General features: G+C 70.7%; 23 protein-coding genes and 5 tRNA genes. 19 read left to right on the forward strand and 9 right to left on the reverse strand.

The window, feature by feature from the left end; genetic code table 11:
* On the reverse strand, nt 1-2,326 hold a 2,326-nt coding region (locus PV343_RS39085; protein WP_319151802.1), incomplete at its 3' end, for a nitrate- and nitrite sensing domain-containing protein.
* A gap of 558 nt (nt 2,327-2,884) precedes the next feature.
* Here PV343_RS39085 and PV343_RS39090 point away from each other — a divergent pair.
* Nucleotides 2,885-3,073, forward strand: a complete 189-nt coding sequence (locus PV343_RS39090; RefSeq protein WP_319151819.1) for a hypothetical protein — start codon at nt 2,885-2,887, stop codon at nt 3,071-3,073.
* 37 nt (nt 3,074-3,110) lie between these two features.
* Here the strand turns inward: PV343_RS39090 and PV343_RS39095 are convergent, their stop codons facing one another.
* Together PV343_RS39095 and PV343_RS39100 are read right to left on the reverse strand one after the other, a co-directional pair.
* Nucleotides 3,111-4,031, reverse strand: a complete 921-nt coding sequence (locus PV343_RS39095; protein ID WP_319151803.1) for a hypothetical protein — start codon at nt 4,029-4,031, stop codon at nt 3,111-3,113.
* Complete coding sequence (locus tag PV343_RS39100; protein WP_319151804.1) at nt 4,022-4,462, reverse strand: hypothetical protein; 441 nt, start codon at nt 4,460-4,462, stop codon at nt 4,022-4,024. The genes PV343_RS39095 and PV343_RS39100 overlap by 10 nt, the downstream gene beginning before the upstream one ends.
* 271 nt (nt 4,463-4,733) lie before the next feature.
* Between PV343_RS39100 and PV343_RS39105 the strand changes: the two genes are divergently transcribed.
* From PV343_RS39105 to PV343_RS39140, 8 genes are all read left to right on the forward strand, one after another.
* The gene (locus tag PV343_RS39105) at nt 4,734-5,519 is read left to right on the forward strand and encodes a fumarylacetoacetate hydrolase family protein (protein ID WP_319151805.1); all 786 of its coding nucleotides are present in this window, start codon (nt 4,734-4,736) and stop codon (nt 5,517-5,519) included.
* Nucleotides 5,512-6,996 carry a glutamate--tRNA ligase gene (gltX, locus tag PV343_RS39110; RefSeq protein WP_319151806.1) on the forward strand — a complete coding sequence of 495 codons (1,485 nt, stop codon included), beginning with the start codon at nt 5,512-5,514 and terminating at the stop codon, nt 6,994-6,996. The genes PV343_RS39105 and gltX overlap by 8 nt, the downstream gene beginning before the upstream one ends.
* A 145-nt stretch (nt 6,997-7,141) precedes the next feature.
* Nucleotides 7,142-7,873 (forward strand): HAD family hydrolase, encoded by a 732-nt coding sequence (locus tag PV343_RS39115; RefSeq protein ID WP_319151807.1) that lies wholly within the window; start codon nt 7,142-7,144, stop codon nt 7,871-7,873.
* A 91-nt stretch (nt 7,874-7,964) separates the two neighbouring features.
* A tRNA-Gln gene (locus PV343_RS39120) sits at nt 7,965-8,036 on the forward strand.
* Nucleotides 8,037-8,057: 21 nt separating this feature from the next.
* Nucleotides 8,058-8,130, forward strand: a tRNA-Glu gene (locus PV343_RS39125).
* 29 nt (nt 8,131-8,159) lie between these two features.
* Nucleotides 8,160-8,232 (forward strand) — tRNA-Glu (locus tag PV343_RS39130).
* Nucleotides 8,233-8,252: 20 nt separating this feature from the next.
* Nucleotides 8,253-8,324 (forward strand) — tRNA-Gln (locus PV343_RS39135).
* Nucleotides 8,325-8,352: 28 nt separating this feature from the next.
* Nucleotides 8,353-8,425, forward strand: a tRNA-Glu gene (locus tag PV343_RS39140).
* A gap of 192 nt (nt 8,426-8,617) precedes the next feature.
* On the opposite strand, the gene ndgR is transcribed toward PV343_RS39140, so the two are convergent.
* Nucleotides 8,618-9,334, reverse strand: a complete 717-nt coding sequence (ndgR, locus tag PV343_RS39145; RefSeq protein WP_020942440.1) for an IclR family transcriptional regulator NdgR — start codon at nt 9,332-9,334, stop codon at nt 8,618-8,620.
* Between the two features lie 188 nt (nt 9,335-9,522).
* Between ndgR and leuC the strand changes: the two genes are divergently transcribed.
* The 4 genes from leuC (at nt 9,523) to PV343_RS39165 (ending at nt 12,832) form a co-directional block, all read left to right on the forward strand.
* A complete protein-coding gene (leuC, locus tag PV343_RS39150; RefSeq protein WP_319151808.1) occupies nt 9,523-10,947 on the forward strand; it encodes a 3-isopropylmalate dehydratase large subunit in 1,425 nt (474 codons plus the stop codon).
* Between the two features lie 5 nt (nt 10,948-10,952).
* Complete coding sequence (gene leuD / locus PV343_RS39155; protein ID WP_319151809.1) at nt 10,953-11,546, forward strand: 3-isopropylmalate dehydratase small subunit; 594 nt, start codon at nt 10,953-10,955, stop codon at nt 11,544-11,546.
* 265 nt (nt 11,547-11,811) lie between these two features.
* The gene (locus tag PV343_RS39160; protein ID WP_319151810.1) at nt 11,812-12,042 is read left to right on the forward strand and encodes a hypothetical protein; all 231 of its coding nucleotides are present in this window, start codon (nt 11,812-11,814) and stop codon (nt 12,040-12,042) included.
* 136 nt (nt 12,043-12,178) lie between these two features.
* Nucleotides 12,179-12,832 carry an HU family DNA-binding protein gene (locus PV343_RS39165; RefSeq protein WP_319151811.1) on the forward strand — a complete coding sequence of 218 codons (654 nt, stop codon included), beginning with the start codon at nt 12,179-12,181 and terminating at the stop codon, nt 12,830-12,832.
* 72 nt (nt 12,833-12,904) lie between these two features.
* Here the strand turns inward: PV343_RS39165 and PV343_RS39170 are convergent, their stop codons facing one another.
* Nucleotides 12,905-13,108, reverse strand: a complete 204-nt coding sequence (locus PV343_RS39170; protein ID WP_020942445.1) for a hypothetical protein — start codon at nt 13,106-13,108, stop codon at nt 12,905-12,907.
* A 49-nt stretch (nt 13,109-13,157) separates the two neighbouring features.
* On the reverse strand, nt 13,158-13,796 hold the full coding sequence (cofC, locus tag PV343_RS39175; protein WP_319151812.1) for a 2-phospho-L-lactate guanylyltransferase: 639 nt from the start codon (nt 13,794-13,796) through the stop codon (nt 13,158-13,160).
* 154 nt (nt 13,797-13,950) lie between these two features.
* Here cofC and PV343_RS39180 point away from each other — a divergent pair, with 154 nt between their 5' ends.
* The 3 genes from PV343_RS39180 to PV343_RS39190 are packed head-to-tail and all read left to right on the forward strand — an operon-like array spanning nt 13,951 to nt 17,044.
* On the forward strand, nt 13,951-14,820 hold the full coding sequence (locus tag PV343_RS39180) for a lysophospholipid acyltransferase family protein (RefSeq protein ID WP_319151813.1): 870 nt from the start codon (nt 13,951-13,953) through the stop codon (nt 14,818-14,820).
* Nucleotides 14,817-15,827, forward strand: coding sequence for an NAD(P)H-dependent glycerol-3-phosphate dehydrogenase (locus PV343_RS39185; RefSeq protein WP_319151814.1), 1,011 nt, complete (start codon nt 14,817-14,819; stop codon nt 15,825-15,827). Before PV343_RS39180 ends, PV343_RS39185 begins: the two co-directional genes overlap by 4 nt.
* Before the next feature lie 59 nt (nt 15,828-15,886).
* Nucleotides 15,887-17,044 (forward strand): D-alanine--D-alanine ligase family protein, encoded by a 1,158-nt coding sequence (locus PV343_RS39190; RefSeq protein WP_319151815.1) that lies wholly within the window; start codon nt 15,887-15,889, stop codon nt 17,042-17,044.
* A 24-nt stretch (nt 17,045-17,068) separates the two neighbouring features.
* On the opposite strand, the gene PV343_RS39195 is transcribed toward PV343_RS39190, so the two are convergent.
* Nucleotides 17,069-17,584, reverse strand: a complete 516-nt coding sequence (locus PV343_RS39195; protein WP_319151816.1) for a DUF3515 domain-containing protein — start codon at nt 17,582-17,584, stop codon at nt 17,069-17,071.
* 20 nt (nt 17,585-17,604) lie between these two features.
* Nucleotides 17,605-17,838, reverse strand: coding sequence for an Lrp/AsnC family transcriptional regulator (locus tag PV343_RS39200; protein WP_003997603.1), 234 nt, complete (start codon nt 17,836-17,838; stop codon nt 17,605-17,607).
* A gap of 205 nt (nt 17,839-18,043) precedes the next feature.
* Here PV343_RS39200 and PV343_RS39205 point away from each other — a divergent pair, with 205 nt between their 5' ends.
* Together PV343_RS39205 and thiD are read left to right on the forward strand one after the other, a co-directional pair.
* Nucleotides 18,044-19,009, forward strand: a complete 966-nt coding sequence (locus PV343_RS39205; RefSeq protein WP_020942451.1) for a thiamine-phosphate kinase — start codon at nt 18,044-18,046, stop codon at nt 19,007-19,009.
* Nucleotides 19,006-19,791, forward strand: coding sequence for a bifunctional hydroxymethylpyrimidine kinase/phosphomethylpyrimidine kinase (gene thiD, locus PV343_RS39210; RefSeq protein WP_319151817.1), 786 nt, complete (start codon nt 19,006-19,008; stop codon nt 19,789-19,791). The genes PV343_RS39205 and thiD overlap by 4 nt, the downstream gene beginning before the upstream one ends.
* A gap of 130 nt (nt 19,792-19,921) precedes the next feature.
* On the opposite strand, the gene rpmB is transcribed toward thiD, so the two are convergent.
* Complete coding sequence (rpmB, locus tag PV343_RS39215) at nt 19,922-20,107, reverse strand: 50S ribosomal protein L28 (protein ID WP_003993230.1); 186 nt, start codon at nt 20,105-20,107, stop codon at nt 19,922-19,924.
* Between the two features lie 258 nt (nt 20,108-20,365).
* On the opposite strand from rpmB, the gene PV343_RS39220 reads away from it, so the two are divergent.
* A partial coding sequence (locus PV343_RS39220; protein WP_319151818.1) for a DAK2 domain-containing protein occupies nt 20,366-21,096 on the forward strand: 731 nt, incomplete at its 3' end.

Below are 21,096 nucleotides of genomic sequence, written 5' to 3' on the forward strand. Positions count from 1 at the left end.
GGGCGCCACCGGGGGCACCCGCGGGACCGCCCGCGCCGTTGTTGCCGTTGTTGCGACGGGCGGCCGCGACACCGGCCGCGGCCTGCGCGGCGGCCGGGCCACCGGTCGGGCCGGGCGCGCCGGGCTTGCCGGGAGCGGGCTTCTTGCCGCCCTGGGCGACGTCCACCGGCAGCATGACCAGCGCGGTCGTACCACCGGAGTCGGACGGGCGGAGCTGGATGCGGATGCCGTGACGCTGCGACAGACGACCGACCACGAACAGACCCATGCGGCGGGACACCGAGACGTCCACGGTGGGCGGCGAGGCGAGCCGCTCGTTGATCGCCGCGAGGTCCTCGGGGGAGAGGCCGATACCGGTGTCGTGGATCTCGATCAGCACACGGCCGTCGGGCAGCGCGTGACCGGTGACCTTGACCTTGGTCTGCGGCGAGGAGAAGGAGGTCGCGTTCTCGAGCAGCTCGGCGAGCAGGTGCACGAGGTCGTTGACCACGCGGCCGGCGACCTCGGTCGTCGGCACGGCGGCCAGTTCGATGCGCTCGTACTGCTCCACCTCGGACGCGGCGGCGCGGAGCACGTCGACCAGCGGGACCGGGCGGGTCCAGCGGCGGCCGGGCTCTTCACCGGCGAGGACGAGGAGGTTCTCACCGTTACGGCGCATGCGGGTCGCGAGGTGGTCGAGCTTGAACAGCGAGGAGAGCTGGTCCGGGTCGGCCTCGCGGGACTCCAGCTCGGAGATGAGCGAGAGCTGGCGCTGGATGAGGCCCTGGGAGCGGCGCGAGAGGTTGGTGAACATCGCGTTGACGTTGCCCCGCAGCAGGGCCTGCTCGGCGGCGAGGCGGACCGCCTCGCGGTGCACGTCGTCGAAGGCCGCGGCCACCTGGCCGATCTCGTCCCGGGAGTGCACACCGACCGACTGCACGGACGTGTCGACGTCCTGCGGGTCGGACTCGGAGAGCTGCTTGACCAGCTCGGGCAGACGGTCCTGGGCGACCTTGGTGGCGGTGTCCTGCAGCCGGCGCAGCGAGCGGATCATGGACCGGGCCACGACGAACGCGCCGACGAGCGAGATGCCGAGGACGATCAGGATCAGGACACCGGAGATGATCGCGTCCTGTTCCTTGGACGACTTCAGCTCGCGGGCCTTCTGCTCCATGTCCTCGAGCAGCGTGTGCTCGATGTTCTTCATCTGCTGGATCTTGGAGGTGCTGTCGTCCACCCAGTCGCGGTAGGACCGCGCCGGCAGACCGTCGAGGCCGTCGCGGGACTCGAAGGTCCGCTTGGCGTAGAGGTCCGCGGCCTGGATGGTCGGGTTGTTCTCCTCGATCGGCTTGAGCAGCGCGTCCGGGTTCTGGTTGCTGTAGATCTTCCGGAAGATCGCGATCTGGGAGTTCTCGCTCTCGTACGCCGACTGGCCGTAGAGGCGGTCGTTGTCCGAGAGGTGGCCCTTGGAGGTGTTGCTGGAGGTGAGGGCGGCCGCGATGACGGCGCGCTGCACCGAGGCGTACTCCTTGGCGGTGGAGAACGCCGCCAGGGCACGGGTGCGGGAGATCATCTCCGGGTTGCTGGACGCCTCCGCCATGGACTGCGAGAGGTCGATCAGCTGGGTGATCAGCCGGTGGTAGGCCTCGACCGTCTGCGTCGAGTTGTTCTTCGACTGGTAGGCGGTCCGGCGGATCTTGGACAGGTCGCTCAGCTGGTTGGCGAGGCCCACCAGGGTGTCGCGGACGCCCTGGAGGTTGCCGTTCTTGCTGGCCTCGTCGATCTGCTCGGAGGCGTTGAGGAAGTTCTCGCGGGCCCGGTCGGTCTTGTCCTCGAAGCCCTTGACCTCGTAGGTCGCCGTCGCGCCGTGCGCCAGGGGGCCGGCGGACTGGTCACGCTCGTCCTGCAGCGCCATGGCCAGTTCGGTGGCCTGCTTGGTCATGTCCGTCAGCAGCTTCATGTTGTCGAGCTGCTGGATGTCGGTCACGTTCTGGTCGATGCGCAGCGCGCCCAGCGAGGTCGCCGCGACGACCGGGAGCGCGAGCAGCGAGACCAGACGCGTGGAGATGCGCCAGTTGCGCAGGGCCATGCGTGAGCCGGGGCCGGTCGGGGCCTTGGGGGGCTGCACGTCCGGCGTCGGGTTCGTGGTCTTGTTCTTCGTGGAGCCCGGCGGACCCGTCAGGGCCGAGACGCCGGAGCGCCCGGGGCGCTCACCGCCGTCACCGGCCTGCGCCGAGCCCGGGTTCTGGGCGTGCTGGGGCGAGGAGCTGCCCTTCATCGGGCCAGTCCCGTCGTGCGACTCCGGCTCCGCCGAAGCGCTGCCATCCCTCTTGAAACGTCCCTGCACTAGCGTCGCAACCTCTGGACCAGGCGCCCCTCCGGTTGAACGGAGGGACACGGTGTCGGCGTATTGGAGAGCGCCCTGAATGCGCCCTCCGGGTGGTCTTGAGTGACCGGCGCAGGCTCCCCCTATCTCGCCGCCACTCGGCGCTGAGTTGCGCCCCCTGCGCGCCGGCTCGATCCCGCGGCGGTCCGTGGAATTCCAGCACAGTGCAGGATCTCCAACAAGGGCCGTGTCCCGAGCTGTGACCTCCGTGACACGCAGTGAGTCGTGTGTCACCACCCGTGGAGGGCGATTCCCCGCGAAACGGGCGTACCCCTGCGAGTCGTCGTCCGACGTCCGGTGTCTGAGTCGCCATGATCAGGAGCGGAATGGAAGCTTCAGGGGGTCAATGTCCGTTTCGCTGGAGAGAGTTGTCGGCCGGAATTGACCGATTTGCCCCCTCGCTCGTGAGCAAACTCACATGCAGATCATGGGAAGTTCACGTCTGCGGCGGGGAATCGGATGTTTAGCCTGACGCTTTACAGGATGAAGCACTCTGTCTCGACCAACAGGACGACAACGGTGAAGACGACGATGATGTTCCGCACGATAGCCAACCCGCGGCGCACGACGCTGGCGCACCTCGAGGACGCCGACGACCTGCAGACGCCCGAGCTGCCGGAGCACTCCGTCGACCTGCCCGCCCAGACGGCCAACCCCCGCCGCACCGTCCTGATGGAGGTCCCGGAAGGCGTGGCGGTCGGCGCGTAGCCGAGCGCGCCCCTCACCGTCGAGCGCGGTCCGGAGGTCACGTCCCCGAGACGATCCTTCGGGCCACGCTCACTTTGTGCCGGTGCAGGTCCCGCAGCCGGCGCAGCACCGTGAGCCGCTTCCGGATCATCCCGCGCTGAATCCCGGCCTCGGCCTTCAGCCACGATTCCAGCAGGCCCGTCCGTTCCTTGCACGCCATGTCGGCGGTCGCCGTCCGCCTCTCCCGGGCGGTCACCCGGCCTTCCGTGAACGCGGGGTCGCGGAACGGGGCCAGCGGCGAGGCGTAGCGGTACCCCTTCTCCTTCATACAGGCGGACCAGCGGGCGAACAGCGCCCTGACGCCACGGTCCCGCATCGAGGCGCGGAATCCCTCCGCCGAGATCGTGCTCGCCGCCGTGACGCCCGCCGGATACGCGTACGGTTCCGCCAGCTTCCGCACGGCCGAACCCAGACAACCCGCGTCCGGCACCGCCTTTCCGTGGAATGCGGACTTTTTCCCGTAGAGCACGTCGCGCTGCTCCGCGTCGAGTTCCGGCGCGGGGTCCCGCGGTTGCGGCGGCAGGTGATATCCGTAGCGCGCCGCGACGGCCATGTCGGATATTCCGTACCGGCGGTCCGAGATCGCACCGGAGGCGGATTTCCGCACGGGCCGGTAGGAAAGCCCGAAACCTTTCATGCAGTCGCGGGCCAGAATCCGCTGCGCGGACTCGATGACCGCGTACTCCGCGTCGCTGTAGCTGTAGGCCGCGAGGGGGAGCCGGTAGGTGTAGTCGCTCCCGCCCGGTCCGGAAGGGGCGGGCGCGGCCGCCGCCGCGCGGGTGCCGGCCGGACCCGGGGAGGGTGGCCCCGGGGAGGACGGTCCGGGGGAGGCGCAGCCCGCCAGGAGCGCCAGCAGTGCCAGCAGTGCGGCGGGCGCCGCGGGGCGCGCCGCCGCACGTCGGCGGCGGCTCAGTTCCACTTGTAGCAGCTGGTGCCGCCGCGGGCGAACGCCAGCGAGGCGTTCTCGTTGTACGTGTTGTGCAGCCGGTCCGTGGCGGTGAGCGGGGCGAACGTGTCGCAGGCGCCCGAGTAGCCGCTGTTGTAGAAGACCGTGGCGATGCTGTCGACGCTCAGGTTGTTGAAGGAGGCCGCGTTGTTCTTGACCGGCCGGCCCTTGCCGGCGCCGGAGGTCAGGAAGGTGTACCCGGCGAGGTTCGGCACGTCGGTGCCGCGGAATGCGGTGAAGGAACCCGTCCGGCCGCTGTTGTAGAAGAAGATTCCGCAGTTCTTCTCCTCGTTCAGGCAGTAGGGGCCGGCGTCGGCGTGCGCCAGGGGAGCCGTGCTCAGTACCGCGACGACGGCTGCCGGAATGACGGCGGCGAGCGAGCAGAGCTTTCGGGACGCCTTCATGAGGTCCTCTCCCCGTTGGAAAGTCGGTGGTTTTCCGTGGGGGATCCTAGGGTCCTGATCCAGCCCGATCAATAGCGCTTCCGGCCACGGAAAGGGGGGAGCGCGCTGAATGCCCCGGGCGGGAAACTCGCGGAATTCGAAATTCCGGTACGCCGGTTTCCGGTGCGGAAAAGACGCGGTCGCCACGCCGTACTGCCCGAACGCCGGGCGGCCCGACCGGTTAACCTGGGGCGTCAGTACGCCGGTTCTCAGTGAGAGGCGCAAGGATCCCGTGCGCATCGCCAGGTTCTCCATCGACGGGAACGTCGCCTTCGGCGCGGTCGAGGGCGACAAGCAGGACGAACTCGTCCTCGACATCATCAAGGGCATCCCGTTCGCGGACTTCGAGCTGTCCGGGACGAAGGTGCCGCTGAGCAAGGTCAGGCTGCTGCCTCCGGTGCTCCCCAACAAGGTCGTGGCGTTCGGCCGCAACTACGCCGAGCACGCCAGGGAGCTGGGCAACGAGGTGCCCGACGCCCCCTTCGCCTTCTTCAAGCCCTCCACCTCGGTCATCGGGCCCGGCGACGAGATCCAGTACCCGGCCTTCTCGCAGGAACTGCACCACGAGGCCGAGCTGGCCGTCGTCATCGGCCGCATGTGCCGCGAGGTCCCGCGCGAGCGCGTCAAGGACGTGGTCTTCGGCTACACCTGCGCCAACGACGTCACCGCCCGCGACGTGCAGAAGCGGGAGAAGCAGTGGGCGCGGGCCAAGGGCTTCGACACCTCCTGCCCGCTGGGCCCCTGGGTGGAGACCGGCCTGGACCTCGACCGGGCGAACGACCTGACCGTCCAGCTCACCGTCAACGGTGACCAGCGCCAGCTCGGCCGCACCAGCGAGATGACCCACCCCATCGAGGACCTGATCGTCAACATCTCCGAGGCCATGACCCTGCTGCCCGGCGACGTCATCCTCACCGGCACCCCCGCGGGGGTCGGCCCCCTGAACGTCGGCGACGAGGTCGCCGTCACCATCGAAGGCATCGGCACTCTCACCAACAAGGTTGTCAAGCGTGGCTAGCGCATCCGGCTCCCCAGTACGCGTCCGTTTCTGCCCCTCGCCCACCGGTAACCCCCACGTGGGTCTGGTCCGCACCGCCCTGTTCAACTGGGCGTTCGCCCGCCACCACCAGGGCACCCTGGTCTTCCGCATCGAGGACACCGACGCGGCCCGTGACTCCGAGGAGTCGTACAACCAGCTCCTCGACTCGATGCGCTGGCTGGGCTTCGACTGGGACGAGGGCCCCGAGGTCGGCGGCCCGCACGCGCCGTACCGGCAGTCGCAGCGCATGGACCTGTACAAGGACGTCGCTCAGAAGCTCCTCGACGCCGGCCACGCCTACCGCTGCTACTGCTCCCAGGAGGAGCTGGACACCCGTCGCGAGGCCGCCCGCGCCGCCGGCAAGCCGTCCGGCTACGACGGGCACTGCCGCGACCTGACCGAGGCGCAGGTCGAGGAGTACCAGGCCCAGGGCCGCTCCCCGATCGTCCGCTTCCGCATGCCCGACGAGACGATCACCTTCGACGACCTGGTCCGCGGCGAGATCACGTACCTCCCGGAGAACGTGCCGGACTACGGCATCGTCCGCGCCAACGGCGCCCCGCTGTACACGCTCGTGAACCCGGTCGACGACGCGCTGATGGAGATCACCCACGTCCTGCGCGGCGAGGACCTGCTCTCCTCCACCCCGCGGCAGATCGCCCTGTACAAGGCGCTCACCGAGCTGGGCATCGCCAAGTCGACCCCCGCGTTCGGCCACCTGCCCTACGTGATGGGCGAGGGCAACAAGAAGCTCTCCAAGCGTGACCCGCAGTCCTCGCTCAACCTCTACCGCGAGCGCGGCTTCCTGCCCGAGGGCCTGCTCAACTACCTGTCGCTGCTCGGCTGGTCGCTCTCGGCCGACCAGGACATCTTCTCGATCGAGGAGATGGTCGCGGCCTTCGACATCAAGGACGTGAACCCCAACCCGGCGCGCTTCGACCTGAAGAAGTGCGAGGCGATCAACGCCGACCACATCCGGATGCTCGACGTGAAGGACTTCACGGAGCGCTGCGCGCCCTGGCTCAGGGCCCCCTTCGCGACCTGGGCGCCGGAGGACTTCGACGAGACCAAGTGGCAGGCCATCGCGCCGCACGCGCAGACCCGCCTGAAGGTCCTCTCCGAGATCACGGAGAACGTCGACTTCCTGTTCCTGCCGGAGCCGGTCTTCGACGAGGCGAGCTGGACCAAGGCGATGAAGGAGGGCTCCGACGCCCTGCTCCGCACGGCCCGGGAGAAGCTGGAGGCGGCCGACTGGACGTCCCCCGACTCCCTGAAGGAGGCCGTCCTGGCCGCCGGCGAGGCCCACGGGCTCAAGCTCGGCAAGGCCCAGGCGCCGGTCCGCGTCGCCGTCACCGGCCGCACCGTCGGCCTGCCCCTCTTCGAGTCCCTCGAGGTCCTGGGCAAGGAGAAGACGCTGGCCCGCGTCGACGCGGCGCTGGCGAAGCTGGCCGCGTAGCGAACGCCGTACGACGAGGGGCGGCACCCGGGGATCCCGGGTGCCGCCCCTCGTCGTACACGCGTCCGTGGCGCGCGTCCGTCGCACCCGTCCGTCGTGGGCATCCGGCGGACGGGAGGGCGGTGCGCCGGTTACCGTCGGTGTCATGACGATCAGAGCCGTCGTCTGGGACGTCGACGACACCCTCTTCGACTACACGACCGCCGACCGCGAGGGCATGCGCGCCCACCTGGCGGCCGAGGGGCTGCTCGCCGGGTACGCGACCCCGGAGCAGGCGCTCGGGCGGTGGCGGGAGATCACCGACCGGCAGTGGGCCCGCTTCTCGGCGGGAGAGGTCTCCTTCGACGGACAGCGCCGCGACCGCGTGCGGGTCTTCCTCGGCCGGGAGCTGTCCGACGCCGAGGCGGACGCCTGGTTCCGGCGTTACATCGGTCACTACGAGGCCGCCTGGGCGCTCTTCCCGGACGTGCTGCCCGCCCTGGACGCCCTCGCCACCAGCCACCGGCACGCCGTGCTCTCGAACTCCAGCCTCACGGTCCAGGAGCACAAGCTGCGCACCCTCGGTCTCCTCGACCGCTTCGAGAGCGTGCTGTGCGCCGCCGAGCTGGGCGTCTCCAAGCCCGACCCCGGCGCCTTCCTCGCGGCCTGCGAAGCCCTCGGCCTGCCCCCGGGCCAGGTGGCGTACGTGGGCGACCACCCGGAGATCGACGGCCGGGGCGCCGCCGAGGCCGGACTGCTGTCCGTCTGGATCGACCGCGGCGGGGCGTACCCGAGGGACGTGGACGCCGTCTCGGCGCACCGGATCTCGACCCTCGCCGAACTGCCCGCGCTGGTCCGCTCCGATACTCGTTTTGGAGCCCCGTCCACCTTCGGGTAATGTTCTTCCTGCGCCGCCGGGGAGCGGGCCGAAAGGCCGGAACCCGGGGGAGCGAACTAGAACGAGATCCCTTCAGGGGCTTGAGTTCCAGTGGCCTATGGTGTAATTGGCAGCACGACTGATTCTGGTTCAGTTAGTCTTGGTTCGAGTCCAGGTAGGCCAGCTCGCAGAGCTCATCTGCAAAGCCCCCGTTGTGTAGCGGCCTAGCACGCTGCCCTCTCAAGGCAGTAGCGCCGGTTCGAATCCGGTCGGGGGTACTGATCTCGATCAAGTCGAGATCGCTAGGGCCCCCGTTGTGTAGCGGCCTAGCACGCCGCCCTCTCAAGGCGGTAGCGCCGGTTCGAATCCGGTCGGGGGTACGACTGGTCTAAACCATCATTGGTCTATGGTGTAATTGGCAGCACGACTGATTCTGGTTCAGTTAGTCTTGGTTCGAGTCCAGGTAGACCAGCTCGGATCTGCGGAAACGTAAGATCCTCGCCCCCGTTGTGTAGCGGCCTAGCACGCCGCCCTCTCAAGGCGGTAGCGCCGGTTCGAATCCGGTCGGGGGTACGACACGAAGGCCCTCCACCTCGGTGGAGGGCCTTCGTCGTGTCCGGGTCCTGCCGGTGGTGGCAACTCGACGTACGGAGCGAGCTGTTTGGCCTGCCGCCCGGCGGGCGGGCATCGACGCGCCTGCGCCGGTCCCGGCGGAGCACGGTGCCGCGGCGTCGGGGCGACCGTGTTCCGTCGGGCCGTGCCGGCTCAGCCCGTGCGGCGCAGGGCCTCGGAGAGGCGGGACGCGGCGTCGATGACGGCCTGGGCGTGCATCCGGCCCGGGTGCCGGGTCAGGCGCTCGATGGGACCGGAGACCGAGACGGCGGCCACCACGCGGTTGGAGGGGCCGCGTACGGGCGCGGAGACGGACGCGACGCCCGGCTCGCGCTCGCCGATGGACTGGGCCCAGCCGCGCCGCCGTACGCCCGACAGGGCCGTCGCCGTGAAACGTGCGCCCTGCAGACCCCGGTGCAGCCGCTCGGGCTCCTCCCAGGCCATCAGGATCTGCGCCGAGGAGCCGGCCTTCATGGTCAGCGTGGAGCCGACCGGGACCGTGTCCCGCAGGCCGGACAGGCGTTCCGCCGCGGCCACGCAGATCCGCATGTCACCCTGGCGGCGATAGAGCTGTGCGCTCTCGCCCGTGACGTCGCGGAGGTGGGTCAGCACCGGGCCCGCCGTGGCGAGCAGCCGGTCCTCGCCGGCCGCGGCCGCGAGCTCCGCGAGGCGCGGGCCGAGGATGAACCGGCCCTGCATGTCGCGTGCCACCATGCGGTGGTGTTCCAGGGCCACGGCCAGGCGGTGGGCCGTGGGTCGTGCCAGTCCGGTGGCGCCGACCAGACCCGCGAGGGTGGCCGGACCGGACTCCAGAGCGCTCAGGACGAGGGCCGCCTTGTCCAGAACGCCGACGCCGCTACTGTTGTCCATGCAACGATACTCCCGTCTCACTCTGTGAAACGCAAGTTCAATTTTCAGTGGAACGCGCCACCCTGGAATCACACAGCGGCCCGTGGACCACGGGGCCTGGCGGCGGACGCCCGAACCGGGGCGCGGGCAGCCGCCTCCTGAAGATCTCTAGTTGTGTCGGTGGAAGCGTGCCGACCGGAGGGAAAGCGATGGGTAGGACACTCGCGGAGAAGGTCTGGGACGACCACGTCGTCCGGCGCGCCGAGGGCGAGCCCGACCTCCTCTACATCGATCTGCACCTGCTGCACGAGGTGACCAGCCCGCAGGCCTTCGACGGCCTGCGGCTCAGCGGCCGCAAGGTGCGCCGCCTCGACCTCACCATCGCGACCGAGGACCACAACACCCCGACCCTCGACATCGACAAGCCGATCGCCGACCCGGTCTCCCGGGCCCAGCTGGAGACGCTGCGCAAGAACTGCGCCGAGTTCGGCGTGCGCCTGCACCCGCTCGGCGACGTCGAGCAGGGTGTCGTGCACGTCGTGGGTCCGCAGCTGGGTCTGACCCAGCCCGGTACCACGGTCGTCTGCGGTGACTCCCACACCTCCACGCATGGAGCCTTCGGCGCGCTGGCGTTCGGCATCGGCACCTCGCAGGTCGAGCACGTGCTGGCCACCCAGACGCTGCCGCTGGCCCGCCCGAAGACCATGGCGATCACGGTCGACGGCGAGCTGCCCGAGGGCGTCACCGCCAAGGACCTGATCCTGGCGATCATCGCGAAGATCGGCACCGGCGGCGGCCAGGGCTACATCCTGGAGTACCGCGGCTCCGCCATCGAGAAGCTCTCGATGGAGGCCCGGATGACCATCTGCAACATGTCGATCGAGGCCGGTGCCCGCGCGGGCATGATCGCCCCCGACGAGACCACCTTCGCCTACCTCCGGGGCCGCGCGCACGCCCCCGAGGGCGCCGACTGGGACGCGGCGGTCGCGTACTGGAAGACGCTGCGCACCGACGAGGACGCCGTCTTCGACGCCGAGGTGCACATCGACGCCGCCGCACTGTCGCCGTTCGTCACCTGGGGTACCAACCCCGGCCAGGGCGCACCGCTTTCGGCCGCCGTCCCCGACCCGGCTTCGTACGAAGACGCTTCGGAGCGCATGGCCGCCGAAAAGGCCCTGGAGTACATGGGGTTGGACGCCGGACAGCCGCTGCGCTCCATCAAGGTGGACACCGTCTTCGTAGGCTCCTGCACCAACGGGCGCATCGAGGACCTGCGTGCCGCCGCGGACCTGCTGCGCGGCCGCAAAGTCGCCGACGGCGTACGGATGCTGGTCGTCCCGGGCTCCGCTCGGGTCGGTCTGCAGGCCGTCTCCGAGGGCCTGGACGTGGTCTTCAAGGAGGCCGGCGCCGAATGGCGGCACGCGGGCTGCTCGATGTGCCTGGGCATGAACCCCGACCAGCTGGCCCCGGGCGAGCGTTCCGCCTCCACCTCCAACCGCAACTTCGAGGGCCGGCAGGGCAAGGGCGGCCGCACCCACCTGGTGTCGCCGCAGGTCGCGGCCGCGACCGCCGTCCTCGGCCACCTGGCCTCGCCCGCCGACCTGTCCGACGCCCCCGTGCCCGCTGGAGTCTGAGAATCATGGAAGCCTTCACCACCCACACCGGCCGGGCCGTCCCGCTGCGCCGCAGCAACGTCGACACCGACCAGATCATCCCCGCGCACTGGCTCAAGAAGGTGACCAGGGACGGGTTCGAGGACGGGCTGTTCGAGGCCTGGCGCAAGGACGAGTCCTTCATCCTCAACCGGCCCGAGCGGCAGGGCGCCACGGTCCTGGTGGCCGGACCCGACTTCGGCACCGGCTCCTCCCGGGAGCACGCCGTCTGGGCGCTCCAGAACTACGGCTTCAAGGCTGTGATCTCCTCCCGCTTCGCGGACATCTTCCGGGGCAACTCGCTGAAGAACGGCCTGCTCACGGTGGTCCTCGACCAGAAGGTCGTGGACGCGCTGTGGGAGCTGACCGAGGCCGACCCCACGGCCGAGGTCACGGTGGACCTCGAGGCCCGTGAGGTGCGCGCCCAGGGCGTCACCGCCTCCTTCGAGCTGGACGAGAACTCCCGCTGGCGGCTGCTGAACGGCCTGGACGACATCTCCATCACGCTCCAGAGCGAGGGCGACATCGCCGCCTACGAGGAGAAGCGGCCCGCCTACAAGCCGCGCACCCTCCAGAGCTGATCCCCGGCGGCCGGACAAGTCGAGTTTCGGTCACCGCAACACTCCCGCCGTACCCCCGATCGCCACGATCGGGGGTACGGCCGTTTCTGCACCCGAACGGCCCCCTGCCGCTCCGGCGGTCCGGTCAACTTCCCACGTTAAACGCCTCGTTGGCCGGGTACGCGGTCACTGGTACCGCGGCGCCGGAACGCTCCGAGATGGCTGTACGAGGCGGCAGTTGCACCCTGCGCAGGCGACAACTCGCCCCAGATGGCACAATCTGTGCATGGAACACGACGGCCAACTCGAGCTCTATACGGCGGTCGCGAACCAGCTCAAGGAAGCGCACACAAGAGTGCGCGCACTGCAAGTCCCGGAGGGCGTACGGATGGCGCTGGCCCGGAAGCTGCTGGTCATTACGGCCGCGGCCAAGCACGATCCCGCCGCTGCGGCAAGACGGCTCGAGCGGTTCACCGAGGACCTCGACGAGGGTCGCATCCCCGAAGAGGACCGCTGAACAGCCCGGGACAACCGAGTCCGTTGCGGCACAAGGGTGATTAGCCCGTTTCGTGTTTGATTTGCGGTATATATCTGCCTAACGTGCGAAAAAGCTTGAACACTTTCGTTCTGGCGATGTCTCCGAAGGGGAAGACGTGAACAAGGCGCAGCTCGTAGAAGCGATTGCCGACAAGGTGGGTGGCCGCCAGCAGGCCGCCGAAGCCGTCGATCATGTCCTGGACGCCATCGTCCGCGCGGTCGTCGCGGGCGAGCGGGTCTCGGTCACCGGTTTCGGGTCCTTCGAGAAGGTGGACCGTCCCGCTCGCTACGCCCGGAACCCCCAGACGGGCGAGCGGGTTCGCGTCAAGAAGACGTCCGTGCCGCGCTTCCGCGCCGGTCAGGGCTTCAAGGACCTGGTGAGCGGGTCGAAGAAGCTGCCGCGCGGTGGCGAGGTCTCCGTCAAGAAGGCGCCCAAGGGCAGCCTGACCGGCGCGGCTTCCGCCACGGTCAAGAAGGCCGCCGCGAAGAAGACCACCAAGGCGGCCGCGAAGAAGACCACGGCGAAGAAGGCGACGCCGGCGAAGAAGACCACGACCGCCGCGGCCGCGAAGAAGACCACGGCGAAGAAGGCGCCCGCCAAGAAGACCACGGCGACCGCCAAGACCACCGCCGCGAAGACCACCGCCAAGAAGGCGACGGCCAAGAAGGCCCCGGCCAAGAAGGTCACCGCCAAGAAGGCCCCGGCCAAGAAGTCGACGGCCCGCAAGACCACCGCCAAGAAGACCACCGCCCGCAAGGCGACGTCGTAAGGCCGCCGGGACAGCCACGCGCCGGGCCGGACTCCCCTGGGGAGCCCGGCCCGCGGCGTTCTCCGGACGGCGTCAGAACGTCTGCAGGGTCACCAGCGTGATCCGCAGGGCGTCACCGGCGCCCTCGGTCTCGATCCGCACCCGCTGCCCGGGCCGCAGCAGCCGCAGTGCGCCCGCGTCGAACGCCGCGGCGCCGAAGGGCACCGGGGTGCCGTCGTCGAGCAGCACCTGCCCGCTGCGGGTCTCGGGGTCGTACGTGTATGCGGTCGCCTGCATGACCGCCAGCGTAGTGCCTGCGCCGGTCCGCCCGCGGTCCGCCGGCCTCTCAGGAGCCCGGTATCAGCAGCCCCGCCGACACCGCCGCCGTGTACCGGCCGACGCCCAGCGCCAGCGCCGCGCGCAGGTCCTCGCCGGTGTCCACGTCCTGGCGCACCGAATCGACCCCGGCGAGGCCGAGTTCCGCCGCTCCGGAGACCCGGTGCCGGGCCCGGGAACCGGTGCCGAACGCCGGGTTCAATTCCCGGCCGGGCGCCGCGGCCAGCAGGGTGGTCCCGAGGGCGGCGGCGTCCGCGAGAAAGGCGCGCGGGAATTCGGCCGCCGCGTCCAGCACCCGGGACAATTCCAGCGGGCGCAGAGCCGGTAGATCGGCGTTCAGCGCCGCGACGGCGACCTGCGGGTGCATTTCCCGTACGGCGTCCGCGCCGTGCCGGAGAGCGGCGTTCAGGCCGCTTCGCGGCGTGTCGGGGACGATCCGGGCGCCCAGCGCGGCCAGTTCCCGGCCGGCCAGTGCGTCGTCCGTGACGACCGCCACATCCGCCACCGCCAGGCACGCCAGCGCCGCGGCCACCGTGTCCTGCGCGAACGCCAGGGCCAGACCCGGGCGCACCCCGTCGGCCGCCGTGTCCGAGAGCCTGCTCTTGGCCCGCGCCAGGGGCTTCAGGGGGATGACCAAGGTCCACTGCACCGGCGTACCGTCCCTCTCTCGTCGCGCTCATTGTCACCCGCTGCATCCAGCACGGATGTGGGTGGGGCGTACGGTGTCCTCGACAGACCGGCGGCCCGGGGCGACACTTGTGCGGCCCCCGGGGCCTGAGCAAGTCCTAAAGGAAGGTGTCCGCGTGTCCCGCCGCAGAATCGGGTTCTGGTACCGCTTCGCAGCGGTCCTCTGCAAACCGCCGCTGGTGGTTCTGATCAAGCGGGACTGGCGCGGAATGGAACACATTCCGGCCGACGGTGGATTTATCACCGCGGTGAATCACAATTCCCACGTGGACCCCTTCGCGTACGCGCACTATCAGTACAACACCGGACGGGTTCCGCGATTCCTGGCGAAGAGCGGACTTTTCAAGAAGGGATTCGTCGGCGCCGCCATGCGCGGCACCGGGCAGATCCCCGTCTACCGCGAGAGCACGGACGCGCTCAGCGCCTTCCGCGCCGCGATCGACGCCGTGGAGCGCGGCGAGTGCGTCGCCTTCTACCCCGAAGGCACCCTCACCCGCGACCCGGACGGCTGGCCCATGACCGCCAAGACCGGCGCGGCCCGGGTCGCCCTGCAGACCAAGTGCCCGGTCATCCCGGTCGCCCAGTGGGGCTGCAACGAACTGCTGCCGCCCTACGCCAAGAAGCCCCACCTCTTCCCCCGCAAGACCCACCAGGTCCTCGCGGGCCCGCCGGTGGACCTCTCCCGGTTCTACGACAAGGACATGACCGCCGACGTCCTGCGCGAGGCCACCGAGGTCATCATGGCGGCCGTCACCCGGCTGCTGGAGGAGATCCGCGGCGAGAAGGCCCCCGAGACGCCCTACGACCCCCGCCGCGAGCGGATCGAGCAGCGCCGCAAGACCCGGGCGCAGGCGGGCCGCGCCTCCTCGGCGACCGGCCGTGAGGACGCGCACGACGGCGGGGCGGCCTCGTTCGCCGGGGCGGAGACCGCGCCGGCCGGCACGGAGGTCCCGGGCGGCGGCACCGAAGAGGAGAGCGGCACGTGAGCAAGCCTGTCCGGGTGGCCGTCATGGGCACCGGCTCGTGGGGCACGGCCTTCGGCATGGTCCTCGCCGACGCGGGCTGCGAGGTCACCCTGTGGGCCCGCCGCGCCGAGCTGGCCGAGGCGGTCAACTCCACGCGGACCAACCCCGACTACCTGCCCGGCGTGGAACTCCCGGAGAACCTGCGCGCCACCTCGGACGCCGCCGAGGCCCTGCGGGACGCCGACTTCACCGTTCTCGCCGTCCCCTCCCAGACCCTGCGGGCCAACCTCGCCGAGTGGACGCCGCTGCTCGCGCCCGGCACCGTGCTCGTCTCCCTGATGAAGGGCGTCGAACTCGGCTCCACCATGCGGATGAGCGAGGTGATCGACGACGTCGCCAAGGTCGGCGCCGACCGCATCGCCGTCGTCACCGGCCCCAACCTGGCCCGCGAGATCGCCGCCCGCATGCCGGCCGCCGCCGTCGTGGCCTGCACCGACGAGGAGGTGGCCCGGCGCCTCCAGGCCGCCTGCCACACGTCGTACTTCCGGCCGTACACCAACACCGACGTGGTCGGCTGCGAGCTCGGCGGCGCGGTCAAGAACGTCATCGGGCTCGCCGTCGGCATCGCCGACGGCATGGGCCTCGGCGACAACGCCAAGGGCTCGCTCATCACCCGCGGCCTGGCCGAGACCACCCGGCTCGGCATGGCCCTCGGCGCCGATCCGCTGACCTTCTCCGGCCTCGCCGGCCTCGGCGACCTGGTCGCCACCTGCTCCTCGCCGCTGTCGCGCAACCACACCTTCGGCACCAACCTGGGCCGGGGCATGACGCTGGAGGAGACCATCGCGGTCACCCGGCAGACCGCCGAGGGCGTCAAGTCGTGCGAGTCCGTGGCCGATCTGGCCCGTCGGCACGGCGTCGAGATGCCCATCACCGAAACGGTCGTCGACATCGTGCACGAGGGCAAGCCGCCGGTGGTCGCCCTCAAGGAGCTGATGTCGCGCAGCGCGAAGCCGGAACGACGCTGAGCGACGCCCCTGCGTCGACGCTGTCTTGGGGCTCTGCCTGCGGGTACGCTCAACCCGATATGAGCACCGAGAACCTCCCCCAGAGCCCTGAGCAGCCGTCCCGCAAGCCGCGCGTGGCCGTCGTGTTCGGCGGACGCAGCTCCGAACACGGGATCTCCGTGGTCACCGCGGGCGCCGTCCTCAAGGCCATCGACCGGACGAAGTACGACGTCCTGCCGATCGGCATCACCCGGGACGGCCGTTGGGCCCTGACGGCCGACGAGCCGGAGCGCATGGCCATCACCGACCGCCGGGTGCCGGCCGTCGAGGAACTGGCGGAGTCCGCCGAAGGCGGCGTGGTGCTCCCCGTCGACCCGCACAACCGCGAGGTCGTCTACACCGAGCCCGGCTCCGTGCCCAAGGCGCTCGGCGAGGTCGACGTGGTCTTCCCGGTGCTGCACGGCCCCTACGGCGAGGACGGCACCCTCCAGGGCCTGCTGGAGCTGTCCGGCGTGCCCTACGTGGGCTCGGGCGTACTCGCCTCGGCCGTCGGCCAGGACAAGGAGTACATGAAGCGGGTGTTCACCTCCTTCGGGCTCAAGGTCGGCCCGTACGTGGTGATCCGCCCGCGCGAGTGGGAGCAGGACGAGTCCGCCGCCCGCAAGAAGATCATCGACTTCGCCGGCGAGCACGGCTGGCCGCTGTTCGTGAAGCCCGCGCGCGCGGGCTCCTCCATCGGCATCACCAAGGTCGACGACCTCTCCGGCCTGGACGAGGCGATCGCCGAGGCCCAGTCGCACGACCCGAAGATCCTGGTCGAGGCGGCTCTGCGCGGCCGCGAGATCGAGTGCGGCGTGCTGGAGTTCGAGGACGGCCCGCGCGCCTCGGTCCCGGCCGAGATCCCGCCGCCCCAGGAGCACGCGTACTACGACTTCGAGGCCAAGTACATCGACTCCACGCCCGGCATCGTCCCGGCCCCGCTGACCGGCGAGGAGACCGCCGAGGTACGGCGGCTCGCGGTCGAGGCCTTCGACGCGGCCTCCTGCGAGGGCTTGGTCCGCGCGGACTTCTTCCTCACCGAGGACGGCGAGTTCGTGATCAACGAGATCAACACCCTGCCCGGCTTCACGCCGATCTCGATGTACCCGCAGATGTGGCAGGCCACCGGCATCGACTACCCGGAGCTGGTGGACCGCCTGGTGCAGGCCGCGCTGCGCCGCTCGACCGGGCTGCGCTGACCGCGCGACCGCACCGGCCCGGCGTCAGCGCATGGAGGCGATCCCCTTCGGGATCGCCTTCTTCACGGACGCCGCGAGGCCGGTGAGCACCGGCGTACCGTCCTGCCCGGACATCCCCCGGGGCAGGCTGATCTGCACGTAGGCCACGCGGTTCGCCGTGGTGAAGCGCCACGTGCCGTCGTCCCGCTTCTCCATCAGCCAGTCGACGCCGTCCACCCCGCCCGCCACGGCGTCGGGGTCCCCGCCCTCGGCCACCTTCGGGTCCACCATCTTCGGCGGCCGCCGGACACCGCAGCGCAGTATGATCGCCGGGCTTCCCCAGCCCGCCGTGTAGGCGGACCGGGGCTCGGGGTCGTCGCGGCCCCGTCCGTCCAGCTTCTCGGGCAGCGCCCGGTGCAGGTCCCGGCACACCCCCGCCGTCTTGGCGTCGGGGCTGGGAACCGCCACCGCGGCGCTGTCGTCTGCCGAGGAGCAGCCCGCGACCGCGATCAGCAGCGCGGGTGCGAGCAGGCCGAGGGGCCGGTGACGGAAGATGTTCACCGGCCAAGGGTAGACGGGGGCTACAGATGCACGACCGGGCAGGTCAGGGTGCGGGTGATGCCGTCCACTTGCTGGACCTTGGCGACCACCATGCGACCCAGGTCGTCGACCGTGTCGGCCTGGGCGCGCACGATGACGTCGTACGGTCCCGTCACGTCCTCGGCCTGGATCACACCAGGGATCTTGCTGATCGTCTCGGCGACGGTCGACGCCTTGCCGACCTCCGTCTGGATCAGGATGTACGCCTGTACCACGGAACCTCCAGGGCGGCCACGAGGATCATGTGGGGAAAAGGAACGCCACGGTATCGCGTTGCCGCTCCCCGCGGGGAGACCTGCGGGGACCGGGCTTGCGCGCCAGGGTGCAGGCACGACAGAAGTTGACGGTCACCTCGACGGTATCGGGGACACTGATGACGCGCGACCGGGCACGGACCGGCACAGAAGGGGCTTGAGGGCAATGAAGGGCACAGTGGGTGAGCTAGGTGAGTTCGGGCTCATCAGGGAGCTGACCTCCCGTCTCACCACCACCCCGGTGGTCCGGGTCGGCCCCGGTGACGACGCCGCGGTGGTCGCCGCGCCCGACCGCCGGGTGGTGGCGAGCACCGACATCCTGCTGGAGGGGCGGCACTTCCGCCGCGACTGGTCGACGGCCTACGACGTCGGGCGCAAGGCGGCCGCGCAGAACCTCGCGGACATCGCCGCGATGGGCGCCGTGCCGACCGCGCTCCTGCTCGGCCTGGTCGTCCCGGCCGAACTCCCGGTCACCTGGCCCACCGAGCTGATGGACGGCCTGCGCGACGAGTGCCAGGTCGCGGGCGCCGCCGTGGTCGGCGGTGACGTCGTGCGCGGGGACACCATCATGGTGTCGATCACCGCGCTCGGCGACCTGCGCAACCAGGAGCCCGTCACCCGTGGCGGCGCCCAGCCCGGCGACCTGGTGGCGGTCACCGGCTGGCTGGGCTGGTCCGCGGCCGGCTACGCGGTGCTCTCCCGCGGCTTCCGCTCCCCGCGCGCCTTCGTGGAGGCCCACCGGCGCCCCGAACCGCCGTACCACGCGGGCCCGGCCGCCGCCGCGCTCGGCGCGACCGCGATGTGCGACGTGAGCGACGGGCTGATCGCCGATCTCGGGCACATCGCGGAGGCCAGCTCGGTCCGCATCGACATCCGCTCCGGTGCGATCGACATCCCCTCGCAGATGAACGACATCGGCCAGGCCGTCGGCGTCGACCCGCTGCAGTGGGTGCTGACCGGGGGAGAGGACCACGCGATAGTGGCGACCTTCCCGCCCGACGCCAAACTCCCGGCCCGCTGGAAGGTCATCGGTGAGGTCCTCAACCCCTCGGCGCTGCCCCAGGTGACCGTCGACGGTGCGCCGTGGACCAGCAAGGGCGGCTGGGACCACTTCGGGGACCTGGAGCCGTGATCCCGCGCGTGCTCACGGTGGCGGGCTCGGACTCCGGCGGCGGAGCGGGCGTCCAGGCCGACCTGAAGACGATGCTGGCGCTCGGCGTGCACGGCATGAGCGTGATCACGGCCGTGACCGCGCAGAACTCCATGGGCGTCCAGGGCGCCTGGGAGCTGCCGGTGGAGGCCGTACGGGCCCAGTACCGCAGCGTGGTCGACGACATCGGCGTCCAGGCCGTGAAGACCGGCATGCTGGCCTCGGCCGAACTGGTCGAGGCGGTCGCCGAGTTGATCGCCGGCACGGACGCGCCCGCCGTGGTGGACCCGGTGGGCGTCTCCAAGCACGGCGATCCGCTGCTGGCCGCCTCCGCGCTGGACTCGGTGCGCACCGCGCTGCTGCCGGCGGCGACCGTGGCCACCCCCAACCTGGACGAGGTGAGGCAACTCACCGGGGTCGGCGTCGAGTCGGAGGACGACCTGCGCCGGGCCGCGGCCGCCGTGCTGGCCTACGGGCCGCGCTGGGTGCTGATCAAGGGCGGGCACCTGGCGGGCGACGCGGTGGACCTGCTGACCGACGGCTCTGCCGAGCACTGGCTGCGGGCCCCGCGCCACGACAACCGGCACACCCACGGCACCGGCTGCACGCTCGCCTCGGCGATCGCGTCGGAGCTGGCGAAGGGACTTCCGGTCCCGGAGGCGGCTCACGCGGCCAAGGAGTACGTCACCGGGGCGATCGCCGCCGGGTTCGCCCTCGGAGCGGGCATCGGACCGGTCGACCACGGCTGGCGCACGCGCGCCTGAGAACGGACGGCGCGGTGCGCGCGCAGCAGGGATCGCAGCAGGGATCAGGCAATGGCAAAAGCCGGCCCACCCGAAGGTGGACCGGCTTTGTGCAGCGAACCGAACAGTGGCCGCGCGCTCAGCTGTAGCGTCAGCGCGAGACCTTGCCGGCCTTGATGCACGAGGTGCAAGCGTTCACGCGCTTCGGCGTCCCGCCGACCACGGTACGCACACGCTGGATGTTCGGGTTCCAGCGGCGGGACGTACGGCGGTGCGAGTGCGAGATGTTGTTGCCGAAGCCCGGCCCCTTGCCGCAGACGTCGCAGTTGGCAGCCACGGGTCACTCCAAAGACTTCAGATGCACTTACGGTTGATCCCGGCATGCCGGGATCGAGATCATAAGACCTGAGACCTTGAGTGGCGTTGCCAGGGGAATGGCCCGATCGGATCGGGCAACCGGAGCAGCATACAACGACTGCGTCCGTGCAACGAAACTACCATGGCGGCTCAGCGCCCCGCTCCCGGCCCTCTTCCGGAGGGCACCCCTCCGGGGTCTACGCTGCGTCCCACGTCCAAGCAGCTCAGGGAGGCGCAGGTGGCGCAGGCGCCGCAGACACTCGATGCTCTCGCGGTACGCACCTGGTGCGGTCTGGCGCTGCGGGCACTGGGGCGGGCCCGCGAGGAGATCGACGCCATCAACGTCTACCCGGTGGCCGACGGTGACACCGGCACCAACCTGTACCTGACCCTGGAGTCCGCGACGACCGCCGTCGAGGCCGTCTTCGCCGGCTACGGGACGGGCTCGGCCGAGCCGTCCCTCGCGGACGCGGTGCGCGCCATGGCCCACGGCGCGCTCATCGGCGCCCGCGGCAACTCCGGCACGATCCTCGCGCAGCTCCTGCGCGGCATGGCACAGGTGCTCGCCGACGACTCCCCGGACGAGCAGACCGGCACCGACGGTACGGACGGCGCGGGGCTGCGGCGGGCGCTGCGGCGGGCCGCCGACTCCGCGCGGGAGGCCGTGGCCCATCCGGTCGAGGGCACCGTGCTGACGGTCGCCTCCGCCGCCGCCGAGGCCGCCGAAGGCGCCGAGGGCGACTGCCGGGCCGTCGCGCGGGCGGCCTACGACGGCGCCCGGGACGCCCTGGCCGCCACCCCCGGCCAGCTTTCCGTGCTGCGCCGGGCCGGGGTCGTCGACGCGGGCGGCAGCGGACTCGTGGCCGTACTCGGAGCGCTCGTGGAGGCGTGCACCGGGGAAGCGGTCCGCGAGACCCTGCACGCCGCGGAGGCCGCCGGCGACGCGCACGCGCGCGTGGCGGGCGTCCC

The organism is Streptomyces sp. WI03-4A (assembly GCF_033792105.1).
Lineage (GTDB): Bacteria > Actinomycetota > Actinomycetes > Streptomycetales > Streptomycetaceae > Streptomyces > Streptomyces collinus_A.